Here is a 17338-nt window from a genome sequence, read left to right as displayed (position 1 = left end):
TAGCGGCAACACTTTATACCCAAACGACTTCAAGACACATGAGTTTAATGAGCAGTAAAATGGATAAATATCCAGCAGCCAACTGTGTTTAAATCCTTGCGCTATCAAAAATCATTGCATTTTTTCACTAACACTATAATTTACCAGCACTCAGAGATTATAAAGCTATCAACCGCTTTAGCTTAGACACAGGCAATGAAAACGACCCTTTCACTCTCCAAGTTCATTACGTTGCTCTTCGGGCTATCGCTTGTCTCTCTCTCAACCTACATCAGCTTTCTTTTCCAACCCGGCCTAGAACACAGTCGCTATCACTTAGCGCTTGCAGTCGAGTCATCAGAGCAAAGATCGGGCGATGAAGAGGAATGGTATTTCTCGTCGCTCCATAAACATGAACCCATTGGCTGGATAACCCTCAGTTCTCCACCTTCTTCGCAGCGGCACTTAGAGCTCCAACAACGTGCACAGTCTGTCGAATATGCGGTTCAAACTTCGCATCGTCGTCAACTTGTCAGGCAGTGGGTCATGGTTGCGATGACAGCCACCGCCTTGCCGCTGTCCGCCTATATGGTGTTGAAAGTCAACCACCGCCTAGGAGGCTGGAAAGAAGCCAATATTCAATACCGAACCATCGTTGAGCATCAACGATTCAAGCCTTAACGACATCTGACTATAAATACAACCGCTACGCGCATCTGCTTATGCAATGCGCTTATTGTTATTGCTTGCGAAACATAAGAATATGCTTAATTACAGACCAAGAATTGATTATCCCTTGTTAATCGCCATCATCTCGCTGATATTACTCGGCTCTCTCACCGTATGGAGTGCTAGCGGCTTCAGTGAACCAATGCTCGAACGACATCTTACCCGCGCCTTAATCGCATTGGCTTGTTTGGTGGTTATGTCCGCCATTCCACCGATTAAATATCAGCATGCCGCACCATACCTGTATGGTTTAGCTGTGATCTTACTACTTGGCGTTATAGTTATGGGCGACAGCACCAACGGCTCTCAACGTTGGCTGGCAATTGGCCCTATCCGCTTCCAACCGTCAGAGTTAGTCAAAGTCGCAATACCAATGATGGTTGCTTGGCTATTGGTTGTTGATGCTGGACGACCAGATCTAAAAAAAATCGGTCTATGCTTGCTGATTACAGGCGTACCGGCTGGACTCATTTTTATTCAGCCTGATCTTGACGGCGCAATCTTTACGATTATCTACGCCCTATTTGTCCTCTATTTTGCAGGAATGAGTTGGAAGATCATCGGCTCTTTTCTTGGCGGCATTGCCACTGCCCTTCCTCTGTTATGGTTCTTCGTTATGGAAGCGTATCAGAAAAAGCGTGTCACCCAATTTCTTGACCCTGAATCGGACCCTCTTGGGGCGGGCTATCAGATCATCCAATCGCTGATAGCGATTGGCTCTGGAGGTATTAAGGGGAAGGGATGGATGAATGCCACTCAAGGCCACCTCGGCTTTATCCCTGAAAGCCATACTGACTTTATTTTTTCTACCTATGCGGAAGAATGGGGATTCCTCGGCACAATGATTTTGTTAGGCTTATACCTGTTTATTACCGGTCGAGTTATCTGGCTGGCTTGTCAATGTGAATCGCCCTTTAACCGACTGGTCAGCGGTGCGTTGTCATTGAGCTTCTTCTTGTATGCCTTTATCAATATGGGCATGGTAAGCGGCGTGCTGCCTGTTATGGGTAGCCCTCTGCCCTTCTTTAGTTATGGCGGCACCGCGATGATCACACAAGGTGTGTGCTTTGGCATTATCATGTCGTTGTGTCTGTATCAGCCTTACAAGAGTAAATAGAGGCTATTACTGAGGTTAAAAAGCGCGACCAACATAAATATTTGATCAGTCTTGCTGGTTTAAATCGCTGTTCTCTGCGTTAGATATTTTGTAATTAGAGCGACTAGTTACTGCTATATCTGCCTTGATAACAACGATTTTTCCAGTGCAAATACTTGATCAACGACTTATCCAGATTGGTATAAGACAAGAAACAGCACTGGAAAACGATAGATTTGCAGTATACTTTCATAGCATTCATCAAACCCGCCTTTCGTGCACAACACATTGAGCAACATACTGCTCTATTACTCATCGAACAATGATTACTATGCTCGTTACTTCAGAAGATATCTACGACACGAAAACCTTAATTAACTACCTGAATCAGCATCAAGACAAGATAACGGTAAAACCTGCTCGCTTCGAGAAAGGCCAGATACTTCTCAGCCAAGGGCAGCAAGTCGAGCAGCTACTGTTTATTTTAGAAGGTGAAATCAGCTTAAACCGTCAAACCGTGCACGGCCGACGCTTCCAATTAGGTACCTATAAGCATAATGGCTTCATTGGCTTAATGGAGCTCTTTTCTGAAAAGCCCTGCTTCTATACTGTTTACGCAAATACTGAATGTACTGGCTACCACCTTGATACCAAACAGTTTACCCAGCTCATTTATCAAACGCCTGAATTGGCCAAGTTTGTCTTTAAACACATCACATCGAAATGGTATTTGTCTGTTGAAAAGATGACCCGAAATATCCTTCACACCATCAAATACTGCGTGATTGACGAACTGCTCTCTTTTGATGAACAAAACCCTGGCGAAAAGCTCTATATCAATAAGACTCTGGAATCAGAACGGATTGGTACCAGCATCCGCGTTTATAACCGCGTTATCAAGCAACTACAAGTTGAAGATGCCATTGATGTAGGTAGAAACTTTATTCGAGTCAGAAATCGTTCACTGTTAACAGAGATTTTGGAGAGAGAAATTGATAAGTAGCTGGCCTCACTACTTATGTACAGTACTGACGGCCAGCTAACGAGTAATTGCTAAAGAATTAGTTCCAGCGTTCGTGCTTCAACATATCTTCCGTTGTGAAGTTAGGGTAAGCCAACTCCCACATCTTCAGTCCGTCAAATTTATCGCTTGAGTACTGCTCAAAGAAAGCATCGAGATCAGCAATCATCTTCACTCGTAGTTCTTCGCGTGGTGGCTCAGACAAATACCGCTCGCCCATCGGGTTGCTTAGATCGTACCAGTGATCTTCAGGTTCTTTGTTCACTTCTGGGTTCGGGTAGTAGCGAATAAGTTTCCAATGACCATTCGAAATCATTCTGGAATTACCACGTTCTGCAAACTGATACTCACGCCACTCTCTAACTCGCTCACCTTTAAGCATTGGTAGCAGTGTCTTACCTGGGCCATAACTTGTGTCATAGGATTGCTTATCACCAGCGGCGAGATCCAGCACAGTAGCATGTAGATCAAGAAGGTCGACGAATTCACCACGCACTTGTTTCTGCCTTACGTACTTTTCAGGGCCTGAAACCACAAACGGAATACGTACTGTCTCTTCGTAATAGTTATATGGGAACGACGCATTGACCTTACCGTATAAACCATGCTGCCCCATTAATAGGCCATGGTCAGAAACAAATGCAATAACCGTGTTCTCAAGTAAGTCACGCCCTTCAAGGCCATCAATCAGCTTACCTAGTTGATCATCGAGTAATGTAACTGCGGCTAAGTATTGAGCTAATTGCTCTTCATGGTCATCTGGAACCAAAGTAAAGTCGCTCATATGATCGAGCACAGAATTTCCACCAAACGCCACCACCTTGTGCGCAATACCGCGATACTTGGTTACCAAGCGTTCAGGGAGACCTTCGAATGGGAAGTGAGGCTCAACATAGTTAAGGCTAACAAAGAAAGGCTGGTCATTGTCCTGATCAATAAATTTAAGCGTCTCATCTGTCAAGAATTGCGCTTGGATACCGGTGTACTCCATATTCTCACCATCACTTGAGAACAGTACCGTACCCGAGTGTAAGTATTGGTTCTTCCAACCCGCTTCGAGTGCATCATAACTCAGCCAGCGGTCAAAGCCCCGAATCGGATCTTTACTGTCAGTCGTCGCATGCCACTTACCCATCAAGGCGGTGCGATAACCTTCATCTTTCATTCGCTCAGAAAGAAGCTTCTCGCCATCCAGCCAGTTGGCATCGAATTTAGGATCTTCTGCCAAGAAATCATAGACCCCGTGTTGCGAAGGCATTTTCCCGGTATGGAAGGAGGCTCGAGCAGCCGAACTCACCGGGGCCGGTGTCATACCATTTTCAAAGCGAACCCCATTCTCTGCCAAGTAATCCAGATTAGGGGTTTCAATGATATCTTGATTGCGAAAGCTTGTTGCCCACTGCCCTAGATCATCAGCCATGATCACAATAATATTAGGCTGATCATTTGTACTCACATTTTCTGCTGCTTGTACAAACGGCGAGCATGACAAGGCCGCCAATGCACACCCTTTGGCAATAGCACTTAATTTAAACATGGCACATACTCCATTTACTGCTGTTGAGATTCTTTCTTTTGGATAATTTGCATAATTGCTGCAGGCGGGTAATTGTTCTGATATAGCTTTTTCATCAAAGCCATGTAAGGCGACGAATATTGAAAAAACGCTTTATAGCCTGCACAGAGGTAGTTTTGGTTTGGCTTGCCTGATGAAGAAATGGCAAAACGATGCTTGGGGCATCCACCGTGGCAAAGTGAAAGAAATTCACAACGACGACAATCCTCGGAAAGAGTGTCATATTTAGCCATACTAAACAGTCGGTTACGATCACTTCGATTCATTTCAATGATGCTTGTTTGGCGGATATTCCCAAGCTTATATTCTGGATACACGTAGTGATCGCAATTATACAAGTCACCATTGGCTTCAAGAGCAAATGCACTGCCACACTGCGGGGCAAATACACAAATTTGAGCTGGCTGTTCACACGTTAAGGCAAAGGTATTTTCGAACATTTGGATGAACACATTGCCGATATCTAACCTGACCCACTCATGAAATATTCGCGTCAGAAACTCACCGAAAGCTGTCGGTTCAACAGACCACTCACAAAGCTCCCCTGCAATATTGCTCTCGGGATTGATAAGGGTTAACCCACTGGCTGTATTCTCAGTCGCTTTTCTTTCGACCAATGGAATAAATTGCATGTGTTGGCTACCTAATTGTTTTAGGTAACGATAAACCGTGATTGCTTGGTGAACATTTGCCTTGCTCACCACGGTTAACGTATTAAATTCAATCCTATATTGCTTTAACAAGGCAATTGCAGCTTCAACCCTCGCGTGAGTAGGTTTTCCGGCGCGGGTTTTGCGGTAAATATCATGAATCTCTGATGGGCCATCAATCGAAATACCAATCAAAAAATTGTGTTGCTTAAAAAACGTACACCACTTTTCATCAATTAAAATACCGTTTGTTTGAAAAGTATTAACGACCTTCTTGCCGTTGGCATACTTCTGCTGTAGCAACACTGCCTGCTCAAAAAACGCCAGACCGCGTAACGTTGGTTCCCCACCTTGCCAGGCAAATACGACTTCGTTGCCGCTTTGAGCCTCAATCTGCTGCTGGATATATGTGACTAAGGTTTCATCACCCATCATCCAGTCTTGCCCACGATCAGGGTACAGATTTTCTTTTTCTAAATAGAAGCAATACGAACAATCGATATTGCATTTTGATCCTGTCGGTTTTGCCATGACATGGCAGCCTGAAGGGTTCCAAGTTTGTATATTCATCCGCAGCCACAGTGTATTTAATCGTTTGCGTGCGGATGTTAGGCAAGTTACAACGGTAGAAATAGGACATTTGTCCAAAATGGCTGCACTCTTCTTTTTATGTGATTTTCAGCAACTTTTTTAGTTTTAAAATGCGGCTTCGCTGTAATACATTTAAACATTCGTCATAATTTTTAATTGCTCCGTCGTTTATCATGGAAGAAACAGGACTTACAATATGAAAGATGAAACACTCTCGATACACTGTGGTTACGAAACCTGCCCAACAACTAAATCAGTCGCTACGCCCATATATCAAACCGTTGCCTATGAGTTTGATGATGCTCAACATGGTGCTGACCTCTTTAACTTAGCGGTACCGGGTAACATATACACCCGCATTATGAACCCGACCAATGATGTCTTGGAAAAACGCATGGCAGCCCTAGAAGGCGGGATTGCCGGCCTTGCCGTCAGCGCTGGTAGTGCGGCGATCAATTATGCCGTCCAAACTCTTGCTGAAGCTGGTGATAACATCATTTCTACACCTCAACTCTACGGTGGCACTTACACGCTATTTGCCCATATGTTGCCAAAACAAGGGATTGAAGTACGGTTCGCACCTGACGATAGGCCTGAGAGCTTAGCCGCTCTGATCGATGAGAACACCAAGGCGATTTACTGCGAGAGCATTGGTAACCCAGCAGGGAATATTATCGATTTGGAAAAAATTGCAGAGCTTGCTCACCAACAAGGCGTACCTGTGATCGTCGATAATACTGTTGCGACACCGGCCTTATGTAAACCCATTGAGTTCGGTGCCGATATAGTGGTCCACTCACTGACTAAATATGTTGGCGGCCATGGCACAACATTAGGTGGGATGATCGTTGATTCCGGTAAGTTCCCTTGGGCCAAGTTCAAGGAACGCTTCCCCGTATTTAACCAGCCAGAAGCGTCTTATCACGGTGTTGTCTATACCGAAGCTTTTGGTGAAGCAGCCTTTATTGGCCGCGCTCGAACTGTACCTCTTCGTAATACCGGCTCGGCTTTATCACCAATGAATGCCTTTATGTTGCTGCAAGGGGTAGAAACCCTCCCTCTTCGCATGGAGCGCCATACCGAGAACGCGCTGAAAGTCGCAGAGTTCCTAAAACAACACGACAAAGTGAGCTGGGTTAGTTATGCCGGATTATCGGATTCGCCATACTACCCACTGGCAGAAAAATACATGAAAGGTAAACCTTCTGCCATTCTGTCATTCGGCCTGAAAGATGGCTATGAAGCCGGCGTGCGTTTCTACGACGCCCTGAAAATATTCAAACGCCTAGTAAATATCGGCGATGCTAAGTCACTAGCATGCCACCCAGCATCAACCACTCACCGACAGCTAAGTGAAAGTGAGCAGGCACAAGCAGGAGTTAGCCCAGAGATGATCCGTCTCTCTGTGGGCATTGAACATATCGACGATATTATTGAAGATTTAGAGCAGGCACTGAATACATAACCTGTTTATAAGCTTATATCCAAGTCACTGCACCTTTCAGTGACTTGGGTGTATCATAACTACAGGACAGTAGATCATGTGGAAAGCAACTTGCAGAATTCAGTCGATGCCAAAGACACAAATACCACAATCAAGATAGCCACTTTTAATTTATGTAATTACCTCGCCCCACCCGATGCCTTTTATGACTTCGAAAATATCTATTCGCAGCAACAATGGGACAAAAAACAAGCTTGGATCAAAACCTACTTAACGGAACAGCAACCTGATGTTATCGGCTTTCAAGAAGTTTTCTCCGCTGAATCATTAAAAGCGCTGACCCAGAATGCCGGTTATCCCTACTTCGGCGTTGTCGATTCGCCGAACATTGAAGGAGACTACATTTATGACAGCCCAGTGGTTGCCATTGCATCACGCTTCCCCATTACAGATCTACAAGCCGTCACAGAAGAGCCTCACCTCAATACACCCCTTAGGCTCAGCAACAAGTTTGAATTTAGCCGCAAACCACTAAGAGCAACAATTCAACTACCACAAATTGGCCTATGCGACTGCTATGTGGTTCATTTCAAGTCAAAAAGATCTATTTCCGACGACAGTTTCTCTCGGCAAAATACGCCTGACGTTTCTGCTTATCAAAAAGCCGTTGAGGTTTTACGATCAGAAATGCTTGGTCAATGGGCTTCGACCCAACAAAGAAGCGCCGAGGCTGCACACCTAATCAATGCTATCTGGTCACGTAAAACCGAATCGGGGTATCCAGTTATGCTAATGGGTGACTTTAATGATGAATTAGAGACAAGTGTTTTACACCACTTGTTGTCTGATAGTGCACGGCAAATAAAAGATGATCTTTCACGATCAATTTCACAGCGCTATCGTCTACAACATAGTTGGCAGCTGTTTCAATCAAGCCTCTGCCACCGTGAAAATATTGACGTCGAACAGAATGGTTCAGTGGATAATATCGCGGATCTTCCCCCTCCAGTCACAACAAAGCGCCCTGCTCCGTATACCTTCTATTACGGCGCAAAAGGCATGGTACTCGATTACATTTTACTGAGTGGGGAGTTTGATCCTGGCTTCAGTGAAAGTATGGCGGAAGTTTATGACTACCACCTTTATGACCGTCACCTTATCAACTCGTCTTATGATATCGATAGCCACAGTACTGATCATGCCATTGTGATGATCACGCTTCGCATCCGCCAATAATTATGAATAAAAAAACGGTTTAACGCTTCCGCCCCCGAAAATACCAAGCCCTCCACAGCGAAGGGCTTTAACGTCCTATAGACATATAACCCCAATACCACTAAATTTGACAGACTACTCATATGCCACAGTATGAACTAGGATTAAATCCAAGTACTCTTAGCAACACACTGCGAAGTGGAAGCTGGTATAGATGATTATACCAGATGCGCAATCTTGCGAACGCCTCTGGCATAACTCAAAGCTACGCTTAAATTAAGGCAACCAATACACACGATATGTCTATGTCAGAGCATCAGCAACCGGACGTACCCTCTCGCGACACATTAGCGATTTTATTATTTGAAGGCTTTGACCTGCTTCAGGTATCGGCGGCAATTACGCTATTCCACGCTTTGCCAGAAAAGTTCGATATTCTGTTGGTTTCTGATAATAGTGAGATAATGACGAGCCAACAAGGTATCCCACTCAATGTTGACCTGAGCTATCAGGCATTGCTGGCTTATGACATTCTCTATGTACCGGGCGGCAACGGTGTCGAAAAAGCCATCAATGATGAACAAATGGTGGATTGGCTGACAAAACAAAATCGCCACGACACCCTGCTTTGCTCATCTTGCCTTGGCTCAGCCCTGCTGGCACAGGCTGGGCTACTTAAAGGCCATGTAGCAACAACTAACAAGCAACATTATCACTGGGTTACTCAATTTGGAAAGCAAGTTAAATGGGCACCTGTCGCACGTTGGACTCAAGATCAGCGCGTGTTTACCTCATCAGGCCAGACTGCATGCTTTGATATGTTCATTGCTGTGATTAAAGCATACATCAATGAAGAAACAGCCAGAAAACTGGCTATTACGATGGAGTACCTTTGGCTCAATGATTCTGAGGACGACCCATTCGCACCACTTCACATCGTAGAATAGAAGGTGTTCTTAACATCCCTCTTGCCACATCACATGGCAATTTGCGTCTTTCGCTGCTTGTAGCATTTCGATCAACGGTGTAGCCCTTGTATGAAGACCTACCACTGGCTCCATATCTAGATCCGCCACATCATCGACATCAACCGCATCAGCATCAGCATCAGAAGCTTGTTCTTCTAACTGCCGAAGGCGATTTACCTCAGTGGTCAGCCTAGATAGTGCCTCATCAATGTCTTTCGGATCCAGCGCACCGGGAATGTTTTCACAATACCCCATGAGCCTCAGTAGCTGCTTAGCAATGTCACCAAACATCACAACATTACCATGCACCTTGCACTTAAAAGTCACTAGCATGATTCCTTCCTCCTTTTATCTCGCCGGGCATAAAGATATCCTGCAAGCCCTCCAGATATCGCTCCGAATAAATGGCTCTCATAACTGATCCACTCACGGGTAGGTAAAAAGCCCCAAATCATCGAGCCGTAGAAAAACATGACCAAAATAGCAATCGCGATAGATTTCACACTGCGATACATAATGGCGTACATCAATAAATATGCCCATAAACCATAAATGATGCCGCTTAAGCCAATATGATAATGCATCCGACCAAAGAACCAGACGCCTAACCCACTGCCCACCCAACTAACCATAAAGATGGCGATCAAGCGCGCAATGCCCGTTCGGGAAACAAGGAAGGCTAATACGGAGAAAGAGAGGATATTACTGATCAGGTGGCCCCATGACCCATGGAGAAATGGATAGGCAACAATTCCAGTAAACCCATTAAAGTGACGAGGTAACAAGCCAAAGTCAGAAAGATAGCCCGCAGTAATTACGTTGAAGATATGGATAATCGTGATTAACACCACAACAGTCACAATAAACTTTATTGAGTCTCTATCTTTCTGATCCAGCTTCATGTTTTACAACCATTAAATATGATCTACCGTAAAAGACATACTACCAAAATGACTGCCTTGATTTGTAATCAATATCGACCTTTTTACGTTGGCGCTTGCCCGCAATATGAAAGTTTTTACCAAATAGAAGTCTAATTTGATTAAAGGTCTCGCTAGCTAGCAAACGACGTTCAGAACTATGCCAGCAACGATTTGTTGTCAATTTTACTGCGGCGATGGCATCTGGCGAACCATTAATAATTGACTGGCACAAAGCATTCGCACGAACCATAGGCTCTTCTACCACTTCGCTGACCAGATTCAACGCATTAGCCTCTTCAGCTTCCAAGATTTCACCGGTCATCGTCAAGCGCATTGCCACATCTTTCGGCACCACTTCACGCAGTGACATCAAACCGGCCATATCAGGCATCAGTCCCCAGCGAATCTCCATGATCGAGAGTTCTGCCCCCGGGGAAGCGATACGAAAATCAGCGCCCAAAACTATCTGCATTCCTCCACCCCAGCATTTACCTTCTAATACTGCAATCACAGGGCAAGGTATTTTTCGCCAATTTCTCGATACTCTCTGGGCCATGTTGGCATTGCCAGGTAACCATTTTGCCAGCAAAGAGATCGCATTTGAGCGAGATGTCACGACACTTTTGACGTCAAGCCCACTACTGAAATTGCCACCAGCCCCACGGACGATAACAGCTCGAACATCTTTTCTTTTGCGAAGATCACGGCTCACTTTATCAAGCTCTCGAAATAACGGCATATCCAACGCGTTACACTTATCTGGCCGATTAAGCACAACAGTGACAACGCCGTTTTCTTCTTCAACTAGCAATCTTGTCCATGACATAAGCACTCCTTTGTGTGGTCTGTCCAGTTACATTATGAACATTAACACAAATTCAACAAAGCACCTCATTGGGTATTCAGCTTTGTGGCTGGCACAAATCCTTTTTTCTCCGCAAGTAACCGCCATTCGGACGTTGTTGAGGATGAGATGGGCTCAATGGTATCTACACTTGCAGCCACATCCCCGCCAGAACATTTAGTCCCTGTGGTCTCTATCGTTGCCTTGAATAAAGGGTATGTATGACTGCCAGAGATACACCAGTCTTCAGCCATCTCACCGCCTTTACTATCACAAACGTCGGCAATAAACCTATGGAAGTCTTCAATTGATCCTTTACTTTCATCCAAGCACCATAAACGCTGGTAATGGATGTAGCCATCACGCGGATGATAAACCTTTCCGGGGATCAGTGAAGTAAAGTCCCACCCTCCACCTCTTGTCGCGTTAACATATTGGGCCGAAAGACTGGCAATATCTTTGCTTTCATTAACGGTGGGCTTTGAATAACGCTGACCACTACAGGCACTCACCAGCAAACAACTAATGAGTACCACACCTGTTTTCCCCATATCCACACCTTCTCTTACCTAACATTACCGACTGAATAGACATCATGCTTTTAAATCAACGTTGAAGCGTTAATTGTCAGTGGGTTACGCTTTTATTTTATTCATTAAGCATAGTGAGAATTTCTACTTACCTCTATCTCATTCCTATCATTCAATTTATCCTGCTTAAGCAATTAGCCCTCCTTTCACCTTACTTGTAAGCAATTGCACATCGCTAAGCTATGCTTAAACATATTGAATCAAAAGTGTGATGTGAGTCAGATATGTACTTAGAGCCCCATTCAAGATTATTAATTGCAGATACCACAGAGGTACTGGATGCTTTTCTAGACAATGGGTTACACAAAGAGTATGAGATCTATTGCCAATTTCCGCATAGCTTACATATTCATAATAAGCTAAAGGATACATCGCCTATTTCGGTCGAGTTTAACGATGGATTCATCATTAGTGAAAATACATTCTAAACTTTAGCTTTCAACGCGTCTGTATACAAGCTGGTATAGGTCTTTGTATGTTTAAGCCATTAATTATAATATTATTTATCCTCGTTACTATTGGCTGCACCAAAGATGTAGTCACCGATTATAATGCCGCTGTTAATTACAGTAATTACAAGACCTACGAGTTTGCCCCCTTCTCAACCACCCAAGCGACAACCTTAGATGGCAGTAGGATTGAGGATGCTATTACCACTCAGCTTTATACTAAAGGCCTCACTGGCGTCAATGAAAATGGTGACTTATTAATTAGACACTCTATTGTTGAGCAAAGTGACTTTCAAACCTACGGCACGTCATTCGGCTTTGGGTACAGGCATCGTAGTGCTGGCATTGCTTATTCAACACCGACACAGATTAGAGAATACCGTTATGGAAAAATAGTTGTCGAACTTATTGATACAAAAACCAATAGTGTTGTATGGCGCTCAGCCTCTCAGCGCCGACTTACCGAGACCATGACTCCATCATCTCGAAAAACATTCATTGATACCCAAATCAATGAAATGTTTAAAGAATACCCACCTAATTAATATATTCATTAATTTAGACAAAACGATAATTTCTCATACTTAAGACAAATCATCGATAATCTCAGAAACAATCAATCGAATTCATATTTTCTTATTAGTGAGACACTTTAAAGAATATGATAACCCCTCCAAACCTTACAAATCATACACTTAAAAACAAACAAGAAGTAAAAATAATAAATACCACAAAAAAGTAATAATTTGTTTTTGATTTTTTGTTTCTCGTTACTAAATTTACAGTGTCGGAAGACAAAATTTCAACAATAACTTTGTATTAAGAGAGTAACAACATGAAATCATTGAAGCAGTTTCTCGTTGATTTTTATCATGATGAAGAAGGATTAACAACGGTTGAATATGCAGTAGCTGGTGCACTTGTGGCATCCGCTGTTGTTACCGCTTTTACCAATTTGGGTGAAGAGGTCGGTAACACAATAGATGGCCTTGAATCGACTCTAGAAAACGCCAATGGTGCTGGTGCTGGTGCTGATGCTGATGCTGGTGCTGATGCTGGTGCTGATGCTGGTTGATAATAGATATTTTTTGTTTGCAAAAATAATTATATATCCGCAAGCAAGGTAGAATGCGTTATGAGTATGCCAATTATTTTAATCGTATATTATGCTGCTTTATATGACATGAAGCATTGTAAGATTCCAAATGAAATTATTTTAATTTTGATTTCACTTGGTTTTATACAAATACTATTTGGCATAGTTGAAACTAATTCCAATGTATTAGTTATCACGACTAATGCATTAATTGGTTTATTTGTTGCACTAAGCATTAGCATATTATTATACCATTTTGGTTTATTTGGCGCAGGAGATGCTAAATTATTAGCATCTCTTGGTGTTTTTATTGGACCTTACAACGCTGTAATTTTAATCGCAACCTCAATTGCCTTCTCAGGGTTACTGGCCTTACTCAGATTATCTTGTTATGGGGAATTAAGACCAATGCTCACCCGTTGGTATGACTCAGTTAAATCCCATCATTACTTTAAGCCTCAAAAAAACACCATCGCTCATAGTGCTGTACCAATGGGGGGGGCTATTCTTTTAGCTACCGTATATTGCCATTTTTATCTTTTTTGACAATGAGAGTTAATTGACATGAATATAAATACTTCCTTGCTTAATAAAAGATTGCTGGGCACTCAGGAATCTTTAACTCTCAAGCCAAAAAATGTTGAGCAAACAGGAATTTCTTCTCGCCTACTAGATATACTATTAATAAAGCATTTGTCACAAACAACAGATGAAGATATTATTAATCTATCCAAAAAGTTAGGATTAAGCGGTAATATCGTCGAGCAATTATTACAGAAGCAAAAAGCTGAAGCCTTTGTTGAAGTAAGATCTGACGGACGTTTCTCCAATAGCATACGCTATGGCCTAACAGACAAAGGGCGTAACCTTGCACACCATGAATTACAACGAGATGGCTACCTAGGCCCTGCCCCCATCTCACTCGAGCACTATAAAAAATTAGTACTAAAACAAACCACCAAGAATGAAAGAATCTCTCCAGAAATACTGAGAACAGGTCTTGATGATTTAATCCTACCAGAAAACATCGTCGGTACTGTTGGTCCCGCTTTGAATTCAGGTAGAGCAATTTTTATTTATGGTTTACCGGGTACAGGTAAAACGTATATTTCAAGAAGACTTGTACGCCTGTTCAGTAATCATGTATATATCCCCTATGCTGTAAGTATTGGTAATCAAATCGTTCAGTTATTCGACCCTATCATTCATACACCGGCCCCTAAACAGTCTGATTCATTGTTACTTGATGATGGTTATGACAACCGGTTAGTGCTGTGCCATCGTCCAGAAGTCGTAGTCGGCGGAGAGCTTACCGCTGACATGCTAGAAGTGACTATGGATCACGCGCACAGGGTTAATCGCGCTCCTTTGCAAATGAAAGCAAATAACGGGATTCTACTCATTGATGACTTAGGTCGACAAAAAGTGTCCGTCGATGCCATTTTGAACCGGTGGATCATACCACTGGAGGAAGGTATTGATTACCTTTCATTATGCTCTGGGGATCACTTTGATATCCCATTTGAGCAAGTATTAGTCTTTTCATCTAATATTCACCCTGCCAAACTTGCAGATGATGCTTTTTTAAGACGTATTGGTTACAAAATTAATTTTGGTCCAATTTCAATTGATGATTACACCACACTTTGGCTGAGAGAATGTCAAAAACATGCACTGTCTAATGCTTCAGGAGCTATTGAGTACGTAATAGAACAGCTCCATATACCTTGTAACGTACCATTATTACCCTGCTATCCACGAGACTTAGTTGCCATGTGTAGCAATCAGATAAACTTTTATCAATTACAAGAAGTTATTACTCCTGAGTTAATAAGAACAGTTTGGGAGTGCTACTTCGTAAATAATGAGGCAGAGGTTAGCTCTTATGAGTAAAGTTAAAATTCTTCTTATGCTCTCAATTTCTATTTTTATGGGGCTTGGTGCGTTATTCCTTGCTAATAATTGGATTGAGAAAAAGCAAGCAGCAATATCTACAAATCCCCCCGTTACCGTTGAGCCAGAGCGTATCGAAGTAATCAAAGAAGAGCCACGGGTACCCAGAGTCGTAGCACAGAATAATATACCATTAGGTACGCCGCTAGAGGCTAAGCATGTAAAGTTAGAATATTATCCTGAGGATCTTGTTATAAACACGGGCTTCTCATCAATAACTGAAGTTATCGGTAAGCTCGCACGCAACGAAATTTTTGCCGGCGATCTTCTTCGTAACGAGCGATTAGTTTCACCAGGAGAAGGGACAACGTTAGCTGCGCTTATTTCACCTAAGATGCGAGCGGTGACCATTAGGGTCAATGACGTGATTGGTGTTGCCGGATTTTTGCTCCCTGGTGATTATGTTGATGTTATCTCAGCGCAAAAATCCACTAGCCGAGCTCAAACAGTACTGAAAAAAATCAAAATTTTGGCTGTAGACCAAACCGCCAGAACTGACGAATCTAAACCTATCATAGTAAGAGCAGTCACTTTAGAACTGACGCCTAGGCAAGCAGAGTCTTTAATTACATCCAAATCTAAGGGTGAGTTACAACTTTCACTGCGTAACCCAAATGATCCTGAAGAAAAACCACGGGTTTATAGAAGGACTACAGATAGTGTCACCATCATAAAAGGGACAGATACTAGCCGTGTCAATGTTCGCATATAACCGGTAATCTTAGGAGAAATGAATATGGAAGTTAATAAATTTCAGATACCTAGCCCCATACTATACATAGCCATATTGATATGCTTATTTGTATTTAGCAGTTATAGCTTTGCTGCTCGAACACAATCCATATCTGTCCCACATAATAAATCACGTCTCGTCGAAATACCTGGTAGTGCCAAAAAGATATCAGTCGGTAACCCTGATGTCGCAGATATACTCATATTACGCTCCAATAAAATTTATGTGCTTGGCAAGCAGCTTGGTACAACTAATGTCATCGTTTGGGATTCCCGAGGCAGACTGATAACAGTACTTGATGTAGAAGTGACTCATGACCTAAATGCTCTAAAAGCCAAGCTATACGAATTTATGCCACAAGAGAAAATCTCAGTCTATACCAGTCAAAACAAACTGGTACTCAGTGGTGATGTTTCAAGTGCTGAAAAAATTGCGATGGCAGTAGAAATAGCCAATACCTTTACCGGTGATGACATTGGCATTATTAACTTGATGAATGTCGGTGGTTCACATCAAATTATGCTGGAAGTCACCGTTGCAGAAGTTCAGCGTTCGCTCATTAGGGAGTTTGACTCAAACTTTGTTTTCGCAAGAAATAATAGTAACTGGACCTGGGGTGGCGTCAATGGCGGTGCGAGTATACCAGTCGTACCACCAGTTGATGATGCAGGAAACTTTATAAGTAACGCTATTTCTGGAAGCTTGGATATTGAAGATAACGGATTGTTTGCCAGTTACCTCAGTGGTAGTACTTTATTCAGTGCTGCATTCAGTATTGCGAAAACAAATGGCCTAGCAAAAATCTTGGCCGAACCCACATTAACGGCATTAAGCGGTGAAACAGCAGAATTTTTATCAGGGGGTGAATTTCCTATCCCCGTTCCCAATGACGAAAACATTACTATCGAATTCAAAGAATTTGGTGTCGGTTTGCAGTTTGTTCCTACAGTATCCTCCCCTGACAGTATTAACTTAGCATTGAATATTGAAGTCAGTGAAATCACCAATACCAATGCGGTAACTGTTTCTCCAGGTGGCACAGCATCTCAATTCTTTGTCCCTGCTCTTTCTAAACGTAGTGCTAAAACCACGGTAGAACTCGGCAATGGACAAACGATTGGTATTGCCGGCTTACTCAATGAAAGCGTCACTGATGTTGTTGATAAGCTTCCTGGCCTTGGGGACTTACCAGTAATCGGGCAATTGTTCCGTAGCCAGTCATTTCGCAAAGGCGAAACTGAGCTTGTCATTCTAGTTACCCCTCGACTTGCCAAGCCCGTCCGACGCCAAGATTTGACTCTTCCGACAGATTCATTTGTAGAGCCAAATGACTGGGAATTTTATTTGCTTGGCCGTATGAGTGAGCTGAAAGAGCAGAAGCAACAAACCGGTTATGCCCCAACAACCAATGCATCAGCCGTCACTCTTTCACCCAATGCGGGTTCAGAAGGTCAATTTGGCCACAGCTTATAGGTGTACAT

Annotated in this window: 18 protein-coding genes; 12 read left to right on the top strand and 6 right to left on the bottom strand. The window is 43.0% G+C overall.

Translation table 11 applies throughout. The annotated features are described in order from the left end of the window. Positions 1-195 precede the first annotated feature (195 nt). From ACVA53_RS13510 to ACVA53_RS13500, 3 genes are all read left to right on the top strand, one after another. Entirely contained in the window at positions 196-660 is a 465-nt protein-coding gene (locus ACVA53_RS13510) for a hypothetical protein (RefSeq protein WP_446505368.1), read from the top strand. An 82-nt stretch (positions 661-742) separates the two neighbouring features. After that, the gene (gene rodA / locus ACVA53_RS13505) at positions 743-1825 is read left to right on the top strand and encodes a rod shape-determining protein RodA (protein WP_255042877.1); all 1083 of its coding nucleotides are present in this window, start codon (positions 743-745) and stop codon (positions 1823-1825) included. Between the two features lie 310 nt (positions 1826-2135). Further along, a complete protein-coding gene (locus ACVA53_RS13500; protein WP_255042878.1) occupies positions 2136-2807 on the top strand; it encodes a Crp/Fnr family transcriptional regulator in 672 nt (223 codons plus the stop codon). 58 nt (positions 2808-2865) lie between these two features. On the opposite strand, the gene ACVA53_RS13495 is transcribed toward ACVA53_RS13500, so the two are convergent. After that, complete coding sequence (locus tag ACVA53_RS13495) at positions 2866-4362, bottom strand: sulfatase family protein (protein WP_255042879.1); 1497 nt, start codon at positions 4360-4362, stop codon at positions 2866-2868. 14 nt (positions 4363-4376) lie between these two features. Further along, positions 4377-5582, bottom strand: coding sequence for an anaerobic sulfatase maturase (locus tag ACVA53_RS13490; protein ID WP_255042880.1), 1206 nt, complete (start codon positions 5580-5582; stop codon positions 4377-4379). A 256-nt stretch (positions 5583-5838) separates the two neighbouring features. Here ACVA53_RS13490 and ACVA53_RS13485 point away from each other — a divergent pair, with 256 nt between their 5' ends. The 3 genes from ACVA53_RS13485 (at position 5839) to ACVA53_RS13475 (ending at position 9248) form a co-directional block, all read left to right on the top strand. Continuing rightward, positions 5839-7107: an O-acetylhomoserine aminocarboxypropyltransferase/cysteine synthase family protein gene (locus ACVA53_RS13485; RefSeq protein ID WP_446505367.1), complete on the top strand. Its 1269-nt coding sequence runs from the start codon at positions 5839-5841 to the stop codon at positions 7105-7107. Between the two features lie 90 nt (positions 7108-7197). Next, entirely contained in the window at positions 7198-8322 is a 1125-nt protein-coding gene (locus ACVA53_RS13480) for an endonuclease/exonuclease/phosphatase family protein (RefSeq protein WP_255042882.1), read from the top strand. A 284-nt stretch (positions 8323-8606) separates the two neighbouring features. Continuing rightward, positions 8607-9248, top strand: a complete 642-nt coding sequence (locus tag ACVA53_RS13475) for a DJ-1/PfpI family protein (RefSeq protein WP_446505366.1) — start codon at positions 8607-8609, stop codon at positions 9246-9248. Positions 9249-9257: 9 nt separating this feature from the next. On the opposite strand, the gene ACVA53_RS13470 is transcribed toward ACVA53_RS13475, so the two are convergent. The 4 genes from ACVA53_RS13470 to ACVA53_RS13455 form a co-directional block, all read right to left on the bottom strand. Beyond that, positions 9258-9602, bottom strand: a complete 345-nt coding sequence (locus ACVA53_RS13470; protein ID WP_446505365.1) for a DUF1840 domain-containing protein — start codon at positions 9600-9602, stop codon at positions 9258-9260. Continuing rightward, positions 9596-10171: a rhomboid family intramembrane serine protease gene (locus ACVA53_RS13465; protein WP_446505364.1), complete on the bottom strand. Its 576-nt coding sequence runs from the start codon at positions 10169-10171 to the stop codon at positions 9596-9598. Before ACVA53_RS13465 ends, ACVA53_RS13470 begins: the two co-directional genes overlap by 7 nt. Before the next feature lie 40 nt (positions 10172-10211). After that, positions 10212-11018 carry a crotonase/enoyl-CoA hydratase family protein gene (locus tag ACVA53_RS13460; protein ID WP_255042886.1) on the bottom strand — a complete coding sequence of 269 codons (807 nt, stop codon included), beginning with the start codon at positions 11016-11018 and terminating at the stop codon, positions 10212-10214. A gap of 65 nt (positions 11019-11083) precedes the next feature. Further along, positions 11084-11587, bottom strand: coding sequence for a hypothetical protein (locus ACVA53_RS13455; RefSeq protein WP_255042887.1), 504 nt, complete (start codon positions 11585-11587; stop codon positions 11084-11086). A gap of 514 nt (positions 11588-12101) precedes the next feature. Here ACVA53_RS13455 and ACVA53_RS13450 point away from each other — a divergent pair. The 6 genes from ACVA53_RS13450 (at position 12102) to ACVA53_RS13425 (ending at position 17330) form a co-directional block, all read left to right on the top strand. Further along, a complete protein-coding gene (locus ACVA53_RS13450; protein WP_446505363.1) occupies positions 12102-12620 on the top strand; it encodes a DUF4136 domain-containing protein in 519 nt (172 codons plus the stop codon). 290 nt (positions 12621-12910) lie between these two features. Beyond that, positions 12911-13150, top strand: a complete 240-nt coding sequence (locus ACVA53_RS13445; protein WP_446505362.1) for a Flp family type IVb pilin — start codon at positions 12911-12913, stop codon at positions 13148-13150. A gap of 60 nt (positions 13151-13210) precedes the next feature. Further along, on the top strand, positions 13211-13717 hold the full coding sequence (locus ACVA53_RS13440; protein WP_446505361.1) for an A24 family peptidase: 507 nt from the start codon (positions 13211-13213) through the stop codon (positions 13715-13717). A gap of 18 nt (positions 13718-13735) precedes the next feature. Next, positions 13736-15064: an AAA family ATPase gene (locus ACVA53_RS13435; protein ID WP_255042891.1), complete on the top strand. Its 1329-nt coding sequence runs from the start codon at positions 13736-13738 to the stop codon at positions 15062-15064. Continuing rightward, positions 15057-15836, top strand: coding sequence for a Flp pilus assembly protein CpaB (cpaB, locus tag ACVA53_RS13430; protein WP_255042892.1), 780 nt, complete (start codon positions 15057-15059; stop codon positions 15834-15836). The genes ACVA53_RS13435 and cpaB overlap by 8 nt, the downstream gene beginning before the upstream one ends. Positions 15837-15860: 24 nt before the next feature. Continuing rightward, positions 15861-17330, top strand: a complete 1470-nt coding sequence (locus ACVA53_RS13425) for a type II and III secretion system protein family protein (RefSeq protein ID WP_446505360.1) — start codon at positions 15861-15863, stop codon at positions 17328-17330. Positions 17331-17338 lie beyond the last annotated feature (8 nt).

Source organism: Photobacterium sp. DNB23_23_1 (assembly GCF_052873815.1).
The sequence above is the reverse complement of the archived record's forward strand: the minus strand, read 5'-3'. Positions and strand labels throughout refer to the sequence as shown.

Coding starts and splice junctions, on each gene's coding strand:
- ACVA53_RS13425 (WP_446505360.1), top strand. CDS start 15,861: ATGGAAGTTAATAAATTTCAGATACCTAGCCCCATACTATACATAGCC.
- ACVA53_RS13445 (WP_446505362.1), top strand. CDS start 12,911: ATGAAATCATTGAAGCAGTTTCTCGTTGATTTTTATCATGATGAAGAA.
- ACVA53_RS13465 (WP_446505364.1), bottom strand. CDS start 10,171: ATGAAGCTGGATCAGAAAGATAGAGACTCAATAAAGTTTATTGTGACT.
- ACVA53_RS13475 (WP_446505366.1), top strand. CDS start 8,607: ATGTCAGAGCATCAGCAACCGGACGTACCCTCTCGCGACACATTAGCG.
- ACVA53_RS13510 (WP_446505368.1), top strand. CDS start 196: ATGAAAACGACCCTTTCACTCTCCAAGTTCATTACGTTGCTCTTCGGG.
- ACVA53_RS13460 (WP_255042886.1), bottom strand. CDS start 11,018: ATGTCATGGACAAGATTGCTAGTTGAAGAAGAAAACGGCGTTGTCACT.
- ACVA53_RS13455 (WP_255042887.1), bottom strand. CDS start 11,587: ATGGGGAAAACAGGTGTGGTACTCATTAGTTGTTTGCTGGTGAGTGCC.
- ACVA53_RS13495 (WP_255042879.1), bottom strand. CDS start 4,362: ATGTTTAAATTAAGTGCTATTGCCAAAGGGTGTGCATTGGCGGCCTTG.
- ACVA53_RS13440 (WP_446505361.1), top strand. CDS start 13,211: ATGAGTATGCCAATTATTTTAATCGTATATTATGCTGCTTTATATGAC.
- ACVA53_RS13490 (WP_255042880.1), bottom strand. CDS start 5,582: ATGGCAAAACCGACAGGATCAAAATGCAATATCGATTGTTCGTATTGC.
- cpaB (WP_255042892.1), top strand. CDS start 15,057: ATGAGTAAAGTTAAAATTCTTCTTATGCTCTCAATTTCTATTTTTATG.
- ACVA53_RS13470 (WP_446505365.1), bottom strand. CDS start 9,602: ATGCTAGTGACTTTTAAGTGCAAGGTGCATGGTAATGTTGTGATGTTT.
- rodA (WP_255042877.1), top strand. CDS start 743: ATGCTTAATTACAGACCAAGAATTGATTATCCCTTGTTAATCGCCATC.
- ACVA53_RS13450 (WP_446505363.1), top strand. CDS start 12,102: ATGTTTAAGCCATTAATTATAATATTATTTATCCTCGTTACTATTGGC.
- ACVA53_RS13435 (WP_255042891.1), top strand. CDS start 13,736: ATGAATATAAATACTTCCTTGCTTAATAAAAGATTGCTGGGCACTCAG.
- ACVA53_RS13485 (WP_446505367.1), top strand. CDS start 5,839: ATGAAAGATGAAACACTCTCGATACACTGTGGTTACGAAACCTGCCCA.
- ACVA53_RS13500 (WP_255042878.1), top strand. CDS start 2,136: ATGCTCGTTACTTCAGAAGATATCTACGACACGAAAACCTTAATTAAC.